This window comes from Nonomuraea angiospora, assembly GCF_014873145.1.
Classification (GTDB): Bacteria; Actinomycetota; Actinomycetes; order Streptosporangiales; family Streptosporangiaceae; genus Nonomuraea; species Nonomuraea angiospora.
The window spans coordinates 6,191,152-6,205,449 of the sequence record NZ_JADBEK010000001.1 but is presented as its reverse complement, the minus strand read 5'-3'; the positions used below and the strand labels follow the sequence as shown (position 1 = coordinate 6,205,449).

The 14,298-nt window shown below is 70.0% G+C and carries 13 protein-coding genes; 6 read left to right on the top strand and 7 right to left on the bottom strand.

The features are described 5' to 3' along the window. Position 1: 1 nt before the first annotated feature. The 5 genes from H4W80_RS27915 to H4W80_RS27895 form a co-directional block, all read right to left on the bottom strand. Positions 2 to 742, bottom strand: coding sequence for a PadR family transcriptional regulator (locus tag H4W80_RS27915; RefSeq protein ID WP_192787799.1), 741 nt, complete (start codon positions 740 to 742; stop codon positions 2 to 4). Next, positions 739 to 1,542: a DUF4097 family beta strand repeat-containing protein gene (locus H4W80_RS27910; protein ID WP_192787798.1), complete on the bottom strand. Its 804-nt coding sequence runs from the start codon at positions 1,540 to 1,542 to the stop codon at positions 739 to 741. The genes H4W80_RS27915 and H4W80_RS27910 overlap by 4 nt, the downstream gene beginning before the upstream one ends. Before the next feature lie 119 nt (positions 1,543 to 1,661). Next, positions 1,662 to 1,841, bottom strand: a complete 180-nt coding sequence (locus H4W80_RS27905) for a DUF6104 family protein (RefSeq protein WP_192793777.1) — start codon at positions 1,839 to 1,841, stop codon at positions 1,662 to 1,664. Between the two features lie 68 nt (positions 1,842 to 1,909). Beyond that, on the bottom strand, positions 1,910 to 5,551 hold the full coding sequence (locus H4W80_RS27900; protein ID WP_192787797.1) for a multifunctional oxoglutarate decarboxylase/oxoglutarate dehydrogenase thiamine pyrophosphate-binding subunit/dihydrolipoyllysine-residue succinyltransferase subunit: 3,642 nt from the start codon (positions 5,549 to 5,551) through the stop codon (positions 1,910 to 1,912). Positions 5,552 to 5,755: 204 nt separating this feature from the next. Next, positions 5,756 to 6,400, bottom strand: a complete 645-nt coding sequence (locus H4W80_RS27895; protein ID WP_192787796.1) for a B3/B4 domain-containing protein — start codon at positions 6,398 to 6,400, stop codon at positions 5,756 to 5,758. A 77-nt stretch (positions 6,401 to 6,477) separates the two neighbouring features. Between H4W80_RS27895 and H4W80_RS27890 the strand changes: the two genes are divergently transcribed. Together H4W80_RS27890 and H4W80_RS27885 are read left to right on the top strand one after the other, a co-directional pair. Then, positions 6,478 to 7,041, top strand: a complete 564-nt coding sequence (locus H4W80_RS27890; RefSeq protein WP_225965325.1) for a helix-turn-helix domain-containing protein — start codon at positions 6,478 to 6,480, stop codon at positions 7,039 to 7,041. Continuing rightward, complete coding sequence (locus H4W80_RS27885) at positions 7,038 to 8,321, top strand: MFS transporter (RefSeq protein WP_192787794.1); 1,284 nt, start codon at positions 7,038 to 7,040, stop codon at positions 8,319 to 8,321. Before H4W80_RS27890 ends, H4W80_RS27885 begins: the two co-directional genes overlap by 4 nt. On the opposite strand, the gene H4W80_RS27880 is transcribed toward H4W80_RS27885, so the two are convergent. Then, on the bottom strand, positions 8,269 to 9,114 hold the full coding sequence (locus H4W80_RS27880; RefSeq protein WP_192787793.1) for a glutathione S-transferase family protein: 846 nt from the start codon (positions 9,112 to 9,114) through the stop codon (positions 8,269 to 8,271). The genes H4W80_RS27885 and H4W80_RS27880 overlap by 53 nt on opposite strands. 44 nt (positions 9,115 to 9,158) lie before the next feature. Between H4W80_RS27880 and H4W80_RS27875 the strand changes: the two genes are divergently transcribed. Next, on the top strand, positions 9,159 to 10,217 hold the full coding sequence (locus H4W80_RS27875; protein ID WP_318787089.1) for an MBL fold metallo-hydrolase: 1,059 nt from the start codon (positions 9,159 to 9,161) through the stop codon (positions 10,215 to 10,217). Between the two features lie 53 nt (positions 10,218 to 10,270). Further along, entirely contained in the window at positions 10,271 to 11,143 is an 873-nt protein-coding gene (locus H4W80_RS27870) for an SDR family oxidoreductase (protein WP_192787791.1), read from the top strand. Here H4W80_RS27870 and H4W80_RS27865 read toward each other — a convergent pair. Further along, entirely contained in the window at positions 11,140 to 11,439 is a 300-nt protein-coding gene (locus tag H4W80_RS27865; protein ID WP_192787790.1) for a hypothetical protein, read from the bottom strand. The genes H4W80_RS27870 and H4W80_RS27865 overlap by 4 nt on opposite strands. A 200-nt stretch (positions 11,440 to 11,639) precedes the next feature. On the opposite strand from H4W80_RS27865, the gene H4W80_RS27860 reads away from it, so the two are divergent. Together H4W80_RS27860 and H4W80_RS27855 are read left to right on the top strand one after the other, a co-directional pair. Next, a complete protein-coding gene (locus H4W80_RS27860) occupies positions 11,640 to 12,797 on the top strand; it encodes an ROK family transcriptional regulator (RefSeq protein WP_192787789.1) in 1,158 nt (385 codons plus the stop codon). A gap of 15 nt (positions 12,798 to 12,812) precedes the next feature. Continuing rightward, complete coding sequence (locus H4W80_RS27855; protein ID WP_225963699.1) at positions 12,813 to 14,297, top strand: sugar ABC transporter ATP-binding protein; 1,485 nt, start codon at positions 12,813 to 12,815, stop codon at positions 14,295 to 14,297. Position 14,298 lies beyond the last annotated feature (1 nt).

The following is a 14,298-nucleotide window of genomic DNA, read 5'->3' as shown; positions in this document are numbered from 1 at the left end:
GTCAGCCTTCGAGGATGTCGCGGACGCGGCGGCGGGTCTCGTCGAGCGTCGTACGCAGCTCCGCCAGCTTCTCCGGCGTCAGCCGGGCCTCGGACGCCTCCTGGCGGGCCTCGGCGATGAAGTCGGCCAGCAGCTCGCCCAGCTCCGCGTCGAGGTCGGCGCGGCTCGTCGGCGAGCCGCCCAGGGTGGCCCAGACCTCGGACCAGATCCTGCGCCACTCCTTGCTGAGGCGCTCACCCTCGCCCTGCCAGTGGTAGGCGTGCTCCATCCACTGCCGCTTCTGCTGCTCCTTGAGCCGTCTGAAGTCCGCCTGCTGCTGCTCCTTGAGCCGCCGGGTGTCATCCCGGGCCCCCGTGCGGACGTCCTTGGCCATCCGCGTGAGCTCGTCGCGCAACGACTTGACCGTGTCGCGGACGTCTTCCTTGACCTCGCGGGCGATGTCGCGCACGGAGGCGGAGATCTCCTGCTCCAGGTCGTCGAGCTCGTCGAGGCGGGCGTTCAGCTCCTCGCGGCCCTTGTCGGTGATCGAGAAGACCTTCTTGCCCTCGACCACCTCGTGCGTCACCAGGCCCTCCTCCTCCAGGCGGGCCAGGCGCGGGTAGATCGTGCCGGGGGAGGGCGAGTAGACCCCGAGGAAGCGGTCCTGGAGCAGCCTGATGACCTCGTAGCCGTGACGCGGGCTCTCTTCCAGCAGCTTGAGCAGGTACAGCCGGAGCCGGCCGTGACCGAAGACAGGGCTCATTCCTTCTCCCCCTTGAGCAGCGCGACCTCGCCGGAGACCGTGATCGCCGACAGCGACGCCATGCCGCCGCCCAGCCTGCCCGACATCGACTTCGTGCCGGGGCCGTTCGAGTTGAACAGTTCGTGGAACGTGCTGACCAGCCTGCCGGAGGTGGACCGCACGCTCACGTCCGCCTCCACGTTTTCGGGCAGCCTGACAAGGATGTCACCGGAAACGCTGTTGAGCGTCACATGGCCGGTCGGCCGAAGCGCCAGATCCGCCGTTATGCGGCCGGAGACGGTGTTCGCCTTGAGCCGGCGCGGGGTGCCGTCGGCCACGGTCAGGTCGCCCGAGACGCTCTTGAACGCCAGGTCGCCGTCCATCGCCCGGCTCTCCACGGGGCCCGAGACGGTCGTCGCGTTCACGTCACCGCTGACGCCGTCGAGCACGATCTCCGCGGACACGCTCCTGACCTGCGTCATCCTCTCGAACCCGGCCACCACGGCGGGCGCGGAGACCACGCCGGCGTTGACCGTGCAGTGCTTGGGGACGGTGATCGTCAGGACCGTCCTGCGCCGGTCGCGCCTGAGCCAGCCGAGGAGGCCGTCCCAGGTGAGGTCCTTGTAGGTGATGGAGAGCTCCTTGGCGTCCTCGTCGTACGTGACCAGCAGCGGGGACGCCGACTCGATCTCGGACACCTCGACTGTGGGCGGGCCGTCGCTGGCCAGCACGGCCAGGCGGCCGGCGACGATGCGCACGTCGAGCGCGTCCACTTGGCCGAACGTCAGCTGTTCTGGGCCCTCGATCGTCCACTGCTGCATGTTCCCCCGCCCTTCTGGCGACATGTTCTCTCTGACTAACACGATATGTCGCGTTTTCGGGAAACTCAAGATGTATCGCGTTTTCTGGGCGGGGGTGGCGAGGCCGCGGTGGGGCGGGGTCAGTCGTCCTCGTCGTCGTCGAGCCGTGCCAGCCAGGTGGCCAGCCGCTCGATCGGGATCTCGAACTCCGGGTTGAGGTCGACGAACTCGCGCAGCCGCTCGCCGAGCCAGAGCAGGCTGACCTCCTCCTCGCCCCGCCGCTCGACCAGTTCCTCGATCCCCCGATCGGTGAAGTACATCTTTCTCAAGTCCTCCTGAAACGGCAGTGAGCCCCCAGCCGGGGCCGGGGGCTCACTCTGGTGTTGGATCAGCCGAACAGCTCGTGGAGGATCTCCTCGAGCTCGGTGTCGTGCGAGTTGTGCGAGCCCGTCGCCGGCGAGCTGTTGGCGCGGCGCGAGACGCGCCGCACCGGGCGGCCGCCCATCGTGTCGGGGTCCTCGGCCAGCTTGAGCGCGAGGTACGGCCACGGGCCCATGTTGACCGGCTCGTCCTGCGCCCAGACCAGCTCCGCCTGTGCCCCGTAGCGGGACAGCTCGGCGGCCAGCTCCTCACCCGGGAACGGGTAGAGGCGCTCGAGCCGGACGATCGCGACGTCGTCGCGGCCCTTCTTGTCGCGATCGGCCGCCAGGTCGTAGTAGAGCTTGCCGGACGTGAGCACGACCCTGGTGACCTTGGCCGGGTCCACGGTCGTGTCGCCCAGGACCGGCTGGAAGGTGCCCGTGGTGAAGTCGGACGCCTTGGACGTGGCCGCCTTGTGGCGCAGCAGCGACTTCGGCGTGAAGACCACCATCGGCTTGTGCCGCTGCGACTCCACCTGCCAGCGCAGGAGGTGGAAGTAGTTGGCCGGGGTCGAGGGCTGCGCGACCGTCATGTTGTCGAGCGCGCAGACCTGCAGGAACCGCTCGATGCGGGCGGAGGAGTGGTCGGGGCCCTGGCCCTCGAAGCCGTGCGGCAGCAGCAGCACGACGGAGGACTTCTGGCCCCACTTCTGCTCGCCCGACGAGATGAACTCGTCGATGATCGTCTGGGCGCCGTTGACGAAGTCGCCGAACTGCGCCTCCCAGGCGACCAGGGCGTCCGGGCGGACGACGCTGTAGCCGTACTCGAAGCCGAGCGCCGCGAACTCGCTGAGCAGCGAGTCGTAGACGTAGAACTTCGTGGTGCCCTCGTTGAAGGTCTTGAGCGGCGTGTGGTCGGCGCCGGTCATCCGGTCCACCAGGACGGCGTGGCGCTGCGTGAACGTGCCGCGGCGCGAGTCCTGGCCGACCAGGCGCACCGGGTGGCCGTCGATCAGCAGCGAGCCGAACGCGAGAGTCTCGCCCATCGCCCAGTCGATCGTGTCCGTCTCGACCATCTGGCCGCGGCGCTGCAGCACCGGCGCCAGGCGCGGGTGCGGCGTGAAGCCCTCGGGCAGGTTGAGCTGGGTGTCGACGATGCGCTTGAGCGTCTCGTCGCTGATCGCGGTCTCCGTGTCGGCGTGGGACCACTTGACGACCTCGGTCGGCGGCACCCGCATCGCGGCGGCCTCGGCCGGCTTCTTCGCCGCCTCGCGGGTCTCGGTGAACGCCTGCTCCAGCTTGGCCTGGTAGTCGCGCAGCGCCTGCTCGGCCTCCTCGACCGTGATGTCGCCCCGGCCGATCAGCGCCTCGGTGTAGAGCTTGCGGGTCGAGCGCTTGGCGTCGATCAGGTCGTACATCAGCGGCTGGGTGAAGGCCGGGTTGTCGCCCTCGTTGTGGCCGCGGCGGCGGTAGCAGATGAGGTCGATGACGACGTCCTTGCGGAACGCCTGGCGGTATTCGTAGGCCAGCTGGCCCACGCGCACCACGGCCTCGGGGTCGTCGCCGTTGACGTGGAAGATCGGGGCCTGGATCATCCGGGCCACGTCGGTCGCGTAGACCGAGGACCTGGACGAGGCGGGCGAGGTGGTGAAGCCCACCTGGTTGTTGACCACCACGTGCACGGTGCCGCCGGTGCGGTAGCCGCGCAGCTGCGACAGGTTGAGCGTCTCGGCCACGACGCCCTGGCCGGCGAAGGCCGCGTCGCCGTGGATGAGCACGGGCAGGACGGTGAAGCCCTCCTCGCCGCGCTCCAGGAGGTCCTGCTTGGCGCGGACGACGCCCTCGAGCACCGGGTCGACCGCCTCCAGGTGGGAGGGGTTGGCGACCACGGAGGCGGTGATGGTCTTGCCGCTCGGCGAGGTGAACGTGCCGGTCGCGCCGAGGTGGTACTTCACGTCGCCGGAGCCGTGCGCCGTGCGCGGGTCGATGTTGCCCTCGAACTCGCCGAAGATCTGCGCGTACGACTTGCCCACGATGTTGGCCAGCACGTTGAGGCGGCCGCGGTGGGCCATGCCGATGACGACCTCGTCGAGGCCCTCGTCGGCGGCGTCGCTGATCACCGAGTCGAGCAGCGGGATCAGGGACTCGCCGCCCTCCAGGGAGAAGCGCTTCTGGCCGACGAACTTCGTCTGCAGGAAGGTCTCGAACGCCTCAGCGGTGTTGAGCCGGGACAGGATGTTGAGCTGCTCGTCACGCTCGGGCGACTTGTGCGGCTTCTCCACCCGCGCCTGGATCCAGGCCCGCTCCTCGGGGTTCTGGATGTGCATGTACTCGATGCCGACCGTGCGGCAGTAGGAGTCGCGCAGCACGCCGAGGATCTCGCGGAGCTTCATCAGCGCGCGGCCGCCGAAACCGCCCGTGGCGAACTCGCGCTCCAGGTCCCACAGCGTCAGCCCGTGGGACTGGATGTCCAGGTCGGGGTGCTTGCGCTGCTTGTACTCGAGCGGGTCGGTCTCGGCCATCAGGTGGCCGCGCACGCGGTAGGCGTGGATCAGCTCGATCACGCGGGCGGACTTCGACACGTCGTCGTCGTGGGAGGCCGAGACGTCCTGCACCCAGCGGACCGGCTCGTACGGGATCCGCAGCGCCTCGAAGATCTCGTCGTAGAAGCCGTCCTCGCCCAGCAGCAGCCGGTGGATCTGGCGCAGGAAGTCGCCCGACTGGGCGCCCTGGATGATCCGGTGGTCGTAGGTGCTGGTGAGCGTCATGACCTTGGAGACGGCCAGGCGCGAGAGCGTGTCGGGCGCGGCCCCCTGGTATTCGGCCGGGTATTCCATCGCGCCGACGCCGATGATCGTGCCCTGGCCGGGCATCAGGCGCGGCACGGAGTGGACGGTGCCGATCGTGCCGGGGTTGGTCAGCGAGATCGTGGTGCCGGCGAAGTCGTCGACGCCCAGCTTGCCCGCGCGGGCCTTGCGGACGACGTCCTCGTAGGCCATCCAGAACTGGCGGAAGTCCATCTCCTCGGCGCCCTTGATCGAGGGCACGAGGAGCTGGCGGTCGCCGTTGCTCTTCTGGACGTCGATCGCCAGACCGAAGCCCACGTGCTCGGGCTTGATCAGTGTCGGCTTGCCGTCGACCTCCGTGTAGGAGTAGTTCATCTCCGGCATGGCCCTCAGGGCCTTGACGATCGCGAAGCCGATCAGGTGGGTGAAGGATATCTTCCCGCCGCGACCCCGCTTGAGGTGATTGTTGATGACAATGCGGTTGTCGATCAGCAGCTTGGCCGGGATGGCGCGCACGCTGGTGGCCGTCGGGACCGCCAGCGACAGGTCCATGTTGGCGGCCGTGCGGGCAGCGGCGCCGCGCAGCTTGACCTCCTCGGCGCCCTTGGGCACCGGGGTGGCCGGCTGCTTCGGCTTCTCGGCAGCCGGTGGCGCCTTGGGTGGCGCCTGGGGGGGAGCGGGAGCGGTCACGGTGCCGTTCGCCACCTCCCTGACCGGCGCTGCCCGGCCCGTTCCGGAATCAGGGTTGTAGTCAGCGAAGAAGTTCCACCATGCCTTGTCGACAGACTCGGGATCTTGGAGGTACTTCTGGTACAGCTCGTCGACAAGCCACTCGTTCTGACCAAAGCTTGCCAGCGGGTTTGTCCGCGACGACTCAGACGACACGGCGGAAATCGCCCTCTTCCGCAGATCGGCGTTGATGTTAGAGAACCTGTCCAAGGCTACTCGCCCGGACCGGCAGCGCGCGCCGAAGAGGGCGTGCCGCCTCGAACGATCCTCTCAGGACAGTGCAAAGAGGTCACGTCCCCCTAGTCAATCCGGGTGGTGCCGCAATTATTACTCTTTGGTATCAACACCACGACGGGACGTTTATTTCCCGCCGGACACCAATCTGCTAGCAATCCGCACCTCTGGGGACAACTCGGACAGCAGGGCGGCCAGCTCCTCGCCCGCCTCCTTGAGCTCCTCCATCGACATCGGCTCGAGGCGTTCGAGGAGGAAGATCGCGTTGGTGGTCTCCTCGGTGAGCCGGGTGCGCGCGACCTGACGCCAGTTCCACCGGCGGCAGGTGACGCCGACGTCGTCGCGCCAGATCACCTCGCCCGGCTCGGGCGTGCCGAGCGCCTCCTCGGACGCCTCGTCGCCGGTCGCCCGCAGCAGCCGGGCCGGGCCCGCGTAGTGGTCGAGGTCCTCGCCGCCGATCGGCAGCGCGTGCTTCACGCTGATCGAGTTGTACGCGTCGACGGCCTGGTTGATCTCCGGCAGCGGCATCCTGCGGGTCAGGGCGTCGACCGAGGGCCTGGTGCGCTGCGGTTTGGCGCCGAACGCCCGATAGGCGTCCTTCCAGGCGTCGATCTTGTCCGTCTGCACCTCGTACTCGGAGGCCGCCGCCAGCCAGGCCCGGGACCGGTCGTCCGTGGGCCCGTTGCGCAGGCCGTGCGCGGTCATGACCAGCACCGCGAAGTCGGGGCGCAGCGCGAAGACGGAGTCGTCCACCCAGATGTCGTCAAGCATCCCCACAGTTTAGAAGCCGCCGAGGTCGCAAAAATCTCTTTGCAAAATTAGCTTTGCGGTTTACGGTGGAAGGCGTGATGGAGCAGTACAAGATCAGCGACCCGCGGGTCCTCAAAGCGGTCTCCCACCCCCTGCGCGTGCGCCTGCTCGGCCTGCTGCGCTCCGACGGCCCCGCGACCGCGAGCGAGCTGGGGCGCAAGGTCGGCGAGAGCTCGGGTTCCACCAGCTACCACCTGCGGGAGCTGTTCAAGTTCGGCTTCATCGAGGAGGACGACGACCGGCGCGACGGGCGCGAGCGGCGCTGGCGGGCCCGCCACGACTACACCTCGTGGGACGCCGGCGAGCTGTCCGCCACGGCCGAGGGCCGCGAGGCGGTCCGGATCATGCACCTGCGGCAGGGCGAGTTCGTCGGGCGGGTGATGGGGGAGTTCGACCCGGACGGCTGGTCGCGCGACTGGGTCGACGTGGCGGGGATGAGCGACCACATCGTCTCGCTGCCGCCCGCCGGGGTGCGCGAGTTCAACGACAGGGCCGCGCAGCTGCTGCGCGAGCTCGCCGCCAAATACGCCGGCGATCCCGAGGCCAGGCAGGTCAGCGCCTGGCACGGCGCCGTACCGCGATCGACGGAGGAGGGGTCATGACCGCACGCTCGGCCTTACGCCGCTACATGCTCGTCAGCTTCCTGACCTGGCTGCCCCTGGGCCTGATGGTGGCCACCATGGTGCTGCTCATGACCGCGCGGGGGCTCAGCCTGGCGGAGGTGGGGCTGTCGGTGACGGTGTTCTCGGTCGTCACCGCCACTTTGGAGCTGCCGACCGGCGGCCTGGCCGACGTCCTCGGGCGGCGCGTGGTGCTGGCCGTCTCCGCCGCGTTCACCGTGGCCGCGCTCGCGCTGATCGCCGTCTCCACGACGTTCTGGATGTTCCTGATCAGCGGCGTGCTCAAGGGCGTGGCCAGGGCGCTGTCCAGCGGCCCGGCCACCTCCTGGTACGTCGACACGCTCCACGGGATCGAGGGCCGCGACGCCGACCTCAAGCCGGGGCTGGCCAGGGGCGGCGCGATGGAGTCGGTTGCGCTGTGCGTGGGCGTGCTGGCGGGCGGCGGCCTTCCGCTCCTGGTGCCGCCGCAGGTGATCTTCCCGCTGGCCGCGCCGCCTCTGGTGGGCGCGGTGGCGGCGGTCGTGCTGCTGGTCGTGGTGGTGTTCGCGATGCCGGAGCCCGAGCACGCCCGCAGGTCGCTGGCGAGCGTGCTGCGCGAGGTGCCGGCCACGGTCGTGTCGGGCATCCGGCTGGCGGCGGGCGCGCCCGTGCTGCGCCGCATGACGGCCGCCGCGGCGGCCTCCGGCGTGGTGCTGTGCAGCATCGAGCTGCTCACCCCCGGGCGGCTGGCCGAGCTGGCCGGCACGGCCGAGCGGGGCAGCCTGGCCTACGCCGTGGTCTCGGCGCTCGGGTTCGCGAGCAGCGCGGCGGGTGCCGCGCTGGCGCCCCGCGTGGCTCGGCTGGCCGGGGGTTCGGCCAGGGGCGCGATCGCCGGCTCCGTGCTGGCCGCGCTGTCCGTCGGGGCGCTCGCCGCGACCGCGGGGCTCGGCGGCCCGGCGGGCCTGGTGAGCGCCGGGCTGGCGTACATGACGCTCTTCGTGGGGCTCTCGGTGACGGGCCTGCTCTGCCTGGAGATGACCCACAACGCGGTCGGCGCGGCCGAGCGCACCACCGTCACCTCGACCAGTTCGCTGTCGCTGCAGGCGGGCGGGGTCATGGCCAACCTGACGCTCGGCGCTCTGGCAGGACAGGCGGGCGTGGCCGTGGCGTGGGCCGGAGCCGCGCTGGTCGTGCTGGCCTCGGCCCTGCTGTTCGTACGGATGCCCGCGCCTACAGGCTCCAGTCGATCTCCGGCCCCACGGGCACGATCCCACTCGGGTTGATGTTGGTCTGGGTGATGTAGTAATGACGCTTGATCTGGTCGAAGACGGTGGTTTCGCGGAAGGCCGGAATCGCGTAGAGCCGGCGCGCGTACGCCCACAGCGCCGGATAGTCGATCAGCCGCCGCACCGAGCACTTGAAGTGCCCGTGATAGACGGCGTCGAACCTGGCCAGGGTCGTGTAGAGGCGCACGTCGCTGTCGGTGAGGACGTCGAAGAGGTATTCCGACTCGGCCAGGCGCACCTCCAGGAGGTCGAGCGTGCCGAAGACCCGGGCCACGGCCTCCTCGTACACCTGCTGGTCGCGGGAGAAGCCTGCCTCGTAGACCGCGTTGTTGAGGCCGTGGTAGAGGCGGTCGTTCATGATGTCGATGTCGGGGCGGAGGCGTTCCGGATAGAGGTCAGGGGAGGTTCCCCATGACATTTCCAGATCGAGGGTGATCTGCGGGAAGTCGTTGGTGACGATCCGCTTGTCCTTGGTGTCCCAGACGCACGGCACGGTGTAGCGGCCCGTGTAGTCCGGGTCGGTCGCGTGGTAGAGCTCCGACAGATACTCGGGATCGCCGTCCGGGACGCGCCAGCCCTTCTCGTCGCGGATGGGGTCGACGATCGTGACGTCCAGCACGTCCTTCAGGCCGAGCAGCGCCCGGACGATCAGCACGCGCTGCGCCCACGGGCAGGCGTAGGAGGCGTAGAGGCGGTAGCGGCCGGGTTCGGGAGGGCCGAGGCGGTCGGTGAAGCGGTTCGGCTGCCGTACGAACCGGCCATCGTCGGAGAGCTCGCGGCGCAGCTTCATGACCCCAGTAGAACATGATTCGGACACAGAACTATATTCGGCGTGTGGCGAAATTTGTGGTGACTCCCGCGAGCCTGGCGCAGCGGGAGGCGTGGGTGGGCGGGGCGATCCCCGAGGTCGAGCGGGTGCGTCCGGGGCTGTGGTCGGTCCCGGTGCCGATTCCCATCAACCCCCTGCGGTACGTACTGGTCTATGTCCTCGAACTCCCCGACGGCGTGGTGATCGTCGACGCCGGGTGGAACACCGACGAGGCGTACGACGCGCTCGTCGCGGGTCTCGGCGTGGCCGGGTACGCGATCACCGACGTCAAGGGCGTGCTCGTCACCCACATCCACCCCGACCACTACGGCCTGGCCGGGCGCATCCGCGAGACGTCGGGCGCCTGGATCGCCCTGCACCCTGCCGACGCCCGCCTGATCCGCGAGCGCTACGACGACGAGGTCATCGACTCCCTCGTCGAGCGCGAACGCGCGCTGCTGGCCCGCTGCGGCGTGCCGCCGCTGACGCTGGACGACCTGGCCGGCGCGTCCATGATGATCAGGCACGTGGTCTCGATGGCCAGACCGGACCGGCTGGTCGAGGACGGCGACGAGCTCGGCCTGCCCGGCTGGGACCTGCGGGCGATCTGGACGCCCGGCCACTCGCCCGGCCACCTGTGCTTCGTCTCGCCCTCGCGCCGGCTGCTGTTCTCCGGCGACCACGTGCTGGCGAAGATCACGCCCATCGTGGCCGTCCACCCCCAGTCGGGCCCGAACCCGCTGGCCGACTACCTCGACGCGCTGGCCGCCGTGCGCAAGCTGGACGTGGAGGAGGTGCTGCCGGCCCACGAGTACCGCTTCCTGGAACTGGCCGAGCGGGTGGACCACGTGCTGGCGCACCACGACGCGCGGCTGGCGGAGATCGAGCAGGTCGTCGGCTCCCTGGACGGCGTCACGTGCTGGGACGTGGCCACCCGCCTCTCGTGGTCGCGGCCGTGGGAGACGATCCCGCCGTTCATGCGGCGCGCGGCCAACAACGAGACGCTGGCCCACCTGGCGTGGCTGGCGGCCAAGGGGCGGGTACGCAGACAACCCGGCGAACCCGACCTGTGGCGCCTGCCCTGACGCGGTCTATCGTAGCTCGTAACAGAATGTTGTTCTCCTGCGTGGGAGGTTCGATGCTTCGGTTCGATGACAGGGTCGCGATCGTCACGGGCGCCGGGCACGGTCTGGGCAGGTCGCACGCGCTCCTGCTGGCCGAGCGGGGCGCCAAGGTCGTCGTCAACGACCTCGGGGGCGCGCTCGACGGCACGGGCGCCTCCACGGGGCCCGCCGCCGACGTGGTCGAGCTCATCACGAAGAACGGCGGCCAGGCCGTCGCCAACGCCGACAACGTCGCCACGCCGGAGGGCGCCAGGGCCATCGTGCAGGCCGCCGTGGACGCGTTCGGCAAGGTGGACATCGTCGTCAACAACGCCGGCATCCTGCGGGACAAGTCGTTCGGGAAGATGACGGTCGAGGACTTCGACGGGGTGCTGGCCGTCCACGTGCGCGGCTCGTACCTGGTCAGCCAGGCCGCGTACCCGCTGATGAAGGCGGCCGGCTACGGCCGCATCGTCAACACCTCCAGCCCGGCCGGCCTGTTCGGCAACTTCGGCCAGGCCAACTACTCCACCGCCAAGATGGGCCTGGTCGGGCTGACCAAGACGCTCGGCATCGAGGGCGCCCGCAACGGCATCAAGGCCAACGCCATCGCGCCCATCGCCTGGACCCGGATGACGGAGGCGCTGCTGCCGTCCGAGTTCGAGGCCAAGTTCACGCCGGAGCGGGTGAGCGCGCTGGTGGCCTACCTCGTGCACGAGACGTGCGAGGCGAGCGGCGAGGTGTTCAGCGTGGGCGGCGGCAGGGTGGCCCGGGTGTTCGTGGCCGAGGGGCCCGGCTGGAAGACCGACGACCTCACGCCGGAGGCCGTCGCCGGCAACTGGGAGGCCATCATGGCCGAGCAGCCCTACGTGCTCACGGCCGCCGACTCGATGAAGGCGATGCTCTAACGCTTGCGGGCCCCCGCCGCCGGGCACTTCACGTCGGCGGCGGGGATCACCCCGTCCAGCAGGTACGCGGCCACCGTGTTCAACGGTTCGGGATCCGCGATGAACGCCGCCACGCCCGAGACCCCGGGGCCGCCGTAGTTGACCACGAGCGAGCCGATCCGCTGGTCGGGGTGGCGCGCCCACGCCGGCCGCAGGGCCTCGTCGGTCTGGGTGGTGAGGACGCCATGGGCCCACCAGGCCGGCAGGCTGACGATGATCGCGGCCGGCAGGGCGACGTGGATGACGCGACGTAACAAGCCAGGCTCCCGGGGGGACTTCCGCCAGGGGGCGACGCCGACGTGGCCGCTCCTCGAGGGACCCTAGCCGAAGCGCGAAGTTGCGATAGATGCCCAAAAAGCCGGAAAAACCGGGCTTTGTTCGATCTTCGGCGGAAGTCGGCGGAGTTTTGTCGATCCCTACTCTTGATTTGCCGCATCGGTGATCTTATTGTCGCGGCATGACCCCCCAGCCGGGCTCGGCCGGAGATGTGCTGACGTTGATCAGCGCAGGCTCGGCCACGACCCGTTCTGATCTAGCGAGGCTCACCGGCCTGGCCAGGTCCACGATCTCCCAGCGCGTGGACGCGCTGATCGAGCGAGGGCTGGTCGAGGAGAGCGAGAGCGGTGAGTCCACCGGCGGCCGGCCGCCGCGCCAGCTGCGCCTGCACACCGAGGACCACGCATTCGCGGGCGTCGACCTGGGCGCCACCCACTGCCGGGTCGCGTTGATGGACATCTCGGGCAACCTGCTGGCCGAGTGCGAGGACTCGCTGCTGATCGGCGAGGGGCCGGAGAAAGTGCTCGCCCACGTGGACCAGCGTCTCGACCGGCTGCTCGGCGAGGCGGGGCGGCCGCGGTCGGCGCTGCGCGCCATCGGGATCGGGGTGCCGGGGCCGGTGGAGTTCGCCACGGGGCGGCCGAACAACCCGCCGATCATGCCGGGCTGGAACGACTACCCGATCCCCGAGTACTTCGAGGGCGTGTCGGTGCTGGTCGACAACGACGTCAACGTGATGGCGCTCGGCGAGCACCGCCACTCGTTCCCCGGCGCCGGCCACCTGCTGTTCGTCAAGGTCGGCACGGGCATCGGCTGCGGCATCGTGGCCGAGGGCAAGCTCCACAGGGGCGCCCAGGGCTCGGCCGGCGACATCGGGCACATCCGGGTCAGCGGCCACGAGGACGCGGGCTGCCGGTGCGGCAACAGCGCCTGCCTGGAGGCCGTGGCCGGCGGCGCCGCCATCGCGCGGCGGCTGAGCGAGCTGGGCCTGCCGGCCGAGTCGGGAGCCGACGTCGTGGCGCTCGTACAGGCGGGCAACACCCAGGCACTGCGGCTGGTCAGAGAGGCCGGCCGGCTCGTCGGCGAGGTGCTGGCCGGCCTGGTCAACTTCTTCAACCCCGAGGTCATCGTCATCGGCGGAGCGCTGTCACGGGTGCACGAGCACCTGCTGGCCGGCATCAGGGAGACGGTCTACCGCAGGTCGCTCCCGCTGGCCACGCACCACCTGTCGATCACGCCGAGCCGTACGGGCATCAACGCGGCGGCGCTCGGGGCGGGGATCCTCGCCATCGAGCACTACCTGTCGCCGGACAACATCAACCGGATCGTCAACGCCTGAAAGGGACCTTCCCCGATGCTGGTCATGCAGGGCATCGTCAAGCAGTTCCCCGGAGTGCGCGCGCTGGACGGGGTCGACCTGGACGTACGGGCGGGCGAGGTGCACTGCCTGCTCGGCCAGAACGGCGCCGGCAAGTCCACCCTGATCAAGGTGCTCGCCGGGGTGCACCAGCCGGACGAGGGCACGATCCGGTTCAACGACCAGGAAGTGCGCCCGAGCAGCCCCATCGACGCCATCAGGCTCGGCTTCGCCACGATCTACCAGGAGCTCGACCTGGTCGACGGGCTCAGCGTGGCCGAGAACATCTTCCTCGGCCACGAGCACGCCCGCTTCGGCTTCGTCAACCGGGCGGCCGCCAGGCGCGCCGCCCGCGAGGTGCTCGAACGGCTCGGCCACGGGGAGATCCGCGCGTCGGCCGAGGTGGGGCGGCTGTCGCCGGCGGCCAAGCAGGTCGTGTCCATGGCCAGGGCGCTCTCCCACGACGCCCGCCTGATCATCATGGACGAGCCGTCCGCCGCCCTCGCCCACGACGAGGTGACGAACCTCTTCCGCATCATCCGCGAGCTGACCGCCCAGGGCGTGGCCGTGGTCTACATCTCCCACCGCCTGGAGGAGATCCGCGAGATCGGCGACCGGGTCACCGTGCTGAAGGACGGCCGCACGGTCGCCGTCGGCCTGTCCGCGCGCGACACCCCAACCGGGGAGATCGTCTCGCTCATGACCGGCAGGAACGTCGAATACGTCTTCCCGCCACGGGCCGGCCGCGCGCCGGGCGAGGAGGTGCTCAAGGTCGAGAACCTGTCCTCGCCGGGCGTCTTCTCGGACGTGTCGTTCTCCGTGCGGGCCGGCGAGATCGTCGGGCTGGCCGGGCTCGTCGGCTCGGGCCGCTCGGAGATCCTGGAGGCCGTGTACGGCGCCCGCCCCGCCTCGGGACGCGTCCTGCTCGCCGGAGCCCCCGTGCGCCGCAACGTCGTCGGCACCGTCAAGCGAGGCATGGGCCTGGCCCCGGAGGAACGCAAGGCCCAGGCCCTCCTCCTCGACCAGAGCGTCACCGCCAACATCACGCTGGGCACCCTGCCGGGGTTCGCCAGGTTCGGTTGGATCGACCGCAAGCGGGAGCGGGCCGAGGCCAAGCGCCTGTCGGAAATGCTGGACATCAGGCCACCTGACCCCGAACGCCCGATCCGGACCCTGTCCGGCGGCAACCAGCAGAAGGCCGTGCTGGCCCGCTGGCTGCTCGGCGGCCGCAAGCTGCTCCTGCTCGACGAGCCGACCAGAGGCGTGGACGTGGGCGCCAGGGCTGAGCTGTACGCGGTGATCCGCAACCTGGCCGAGCAGGGGATCGGCGTGCTGCTGGTCTCCAGCGAGGTCCCCGAGGTGCTCGGCCTGGCCGACCGGGTGCTCGTGTTACGCGAGGGCACGGTCATCCACGAGGGCGACGCCGAGGGCCTGGACGAGCACCGCGTACTCGACATGATCATGAATGGGAGGGCGGCGTGAT

What these genes read in the sequence shown, in the direction of transcription:
- H4W80_RS27915 (WP_192787799.1), bottom strand. Translation starts at nt 742, where the DNA reads ATGAGCCCTGTCTTCGGTCACGGCCGGCTCCGGCTGTACCTGCTCAAG.
- H4W80_RS27910 (WP_192787798.1), bottom strand. Translation starts at nt 1,542, where the DNA reads ATGCAGCAGTGGACGATCGAGGGCCCAGAACAGCTGACGTTCGGCCAA.
- H4W80_RS27905 (WP_192793777.1), bottom strand. Translation starts at nt 1,841, where the DNA reads ATGTACTTCACCGATCGGGGGATCGAGGAACTGGTCGAGCGGCGGGGC.
- H4W80_RS27895 (WP_192787796.1), bottom strand. Translation starts at nt 6,400, where the DNA reads ATGCTTGACGACATCTGGGTGGACGACTCCGTCTTCGCGCTGCGCCCC.
- H4W80_RS27890 (WP_225965325.1), top strand. Translation starts at nt 6,478, where the DNA reads ATGGAGCAGTACAAGATCAGCGACCCGCGGGTCCTCAAAGCGGTCTCC.
- H4W80_RS27885 (WP_192787794.1), top strand. Translation starts at nt 7,038, where the DNA reads ATGACCGCACGCTCGGCCTTACGCCGCTACATGCTCGTCAGCTTCCTG.
- H4W80_RS27880 (WP_192787793.1), bottom strand. Translation starts at nt 9,114, where the DNA reads ATGAAGCTGCGCCGCGAGCTCTCCGACGATGGCCGGTTCGTACGGCAG.
- H4W80_RS27870 (WP_192787791.1), top strand. Translation starts at nt 10,271, where the DNA reads ATGCTTCGGTTCGATGACAGGGTCGCGATCGTCACGGGCGCCGGGCAC.
- H4W80_RS27860 (WP_192787789.1), top strand. Translation starts at nt 11,640, where the DNA reads ATGACCCCCCAGCCGGGCTCGGCCGGAGATGTGCTGACGTTGATCAGC.
- H4W80_RS27855 (WP_225963699.1), top strand. Translation starts at nt 12,813, where the DNA reads ATGCTGGTCATGCAGGGCATCGTCAAGCAGTTCCCCGGAGTGCGCGCG.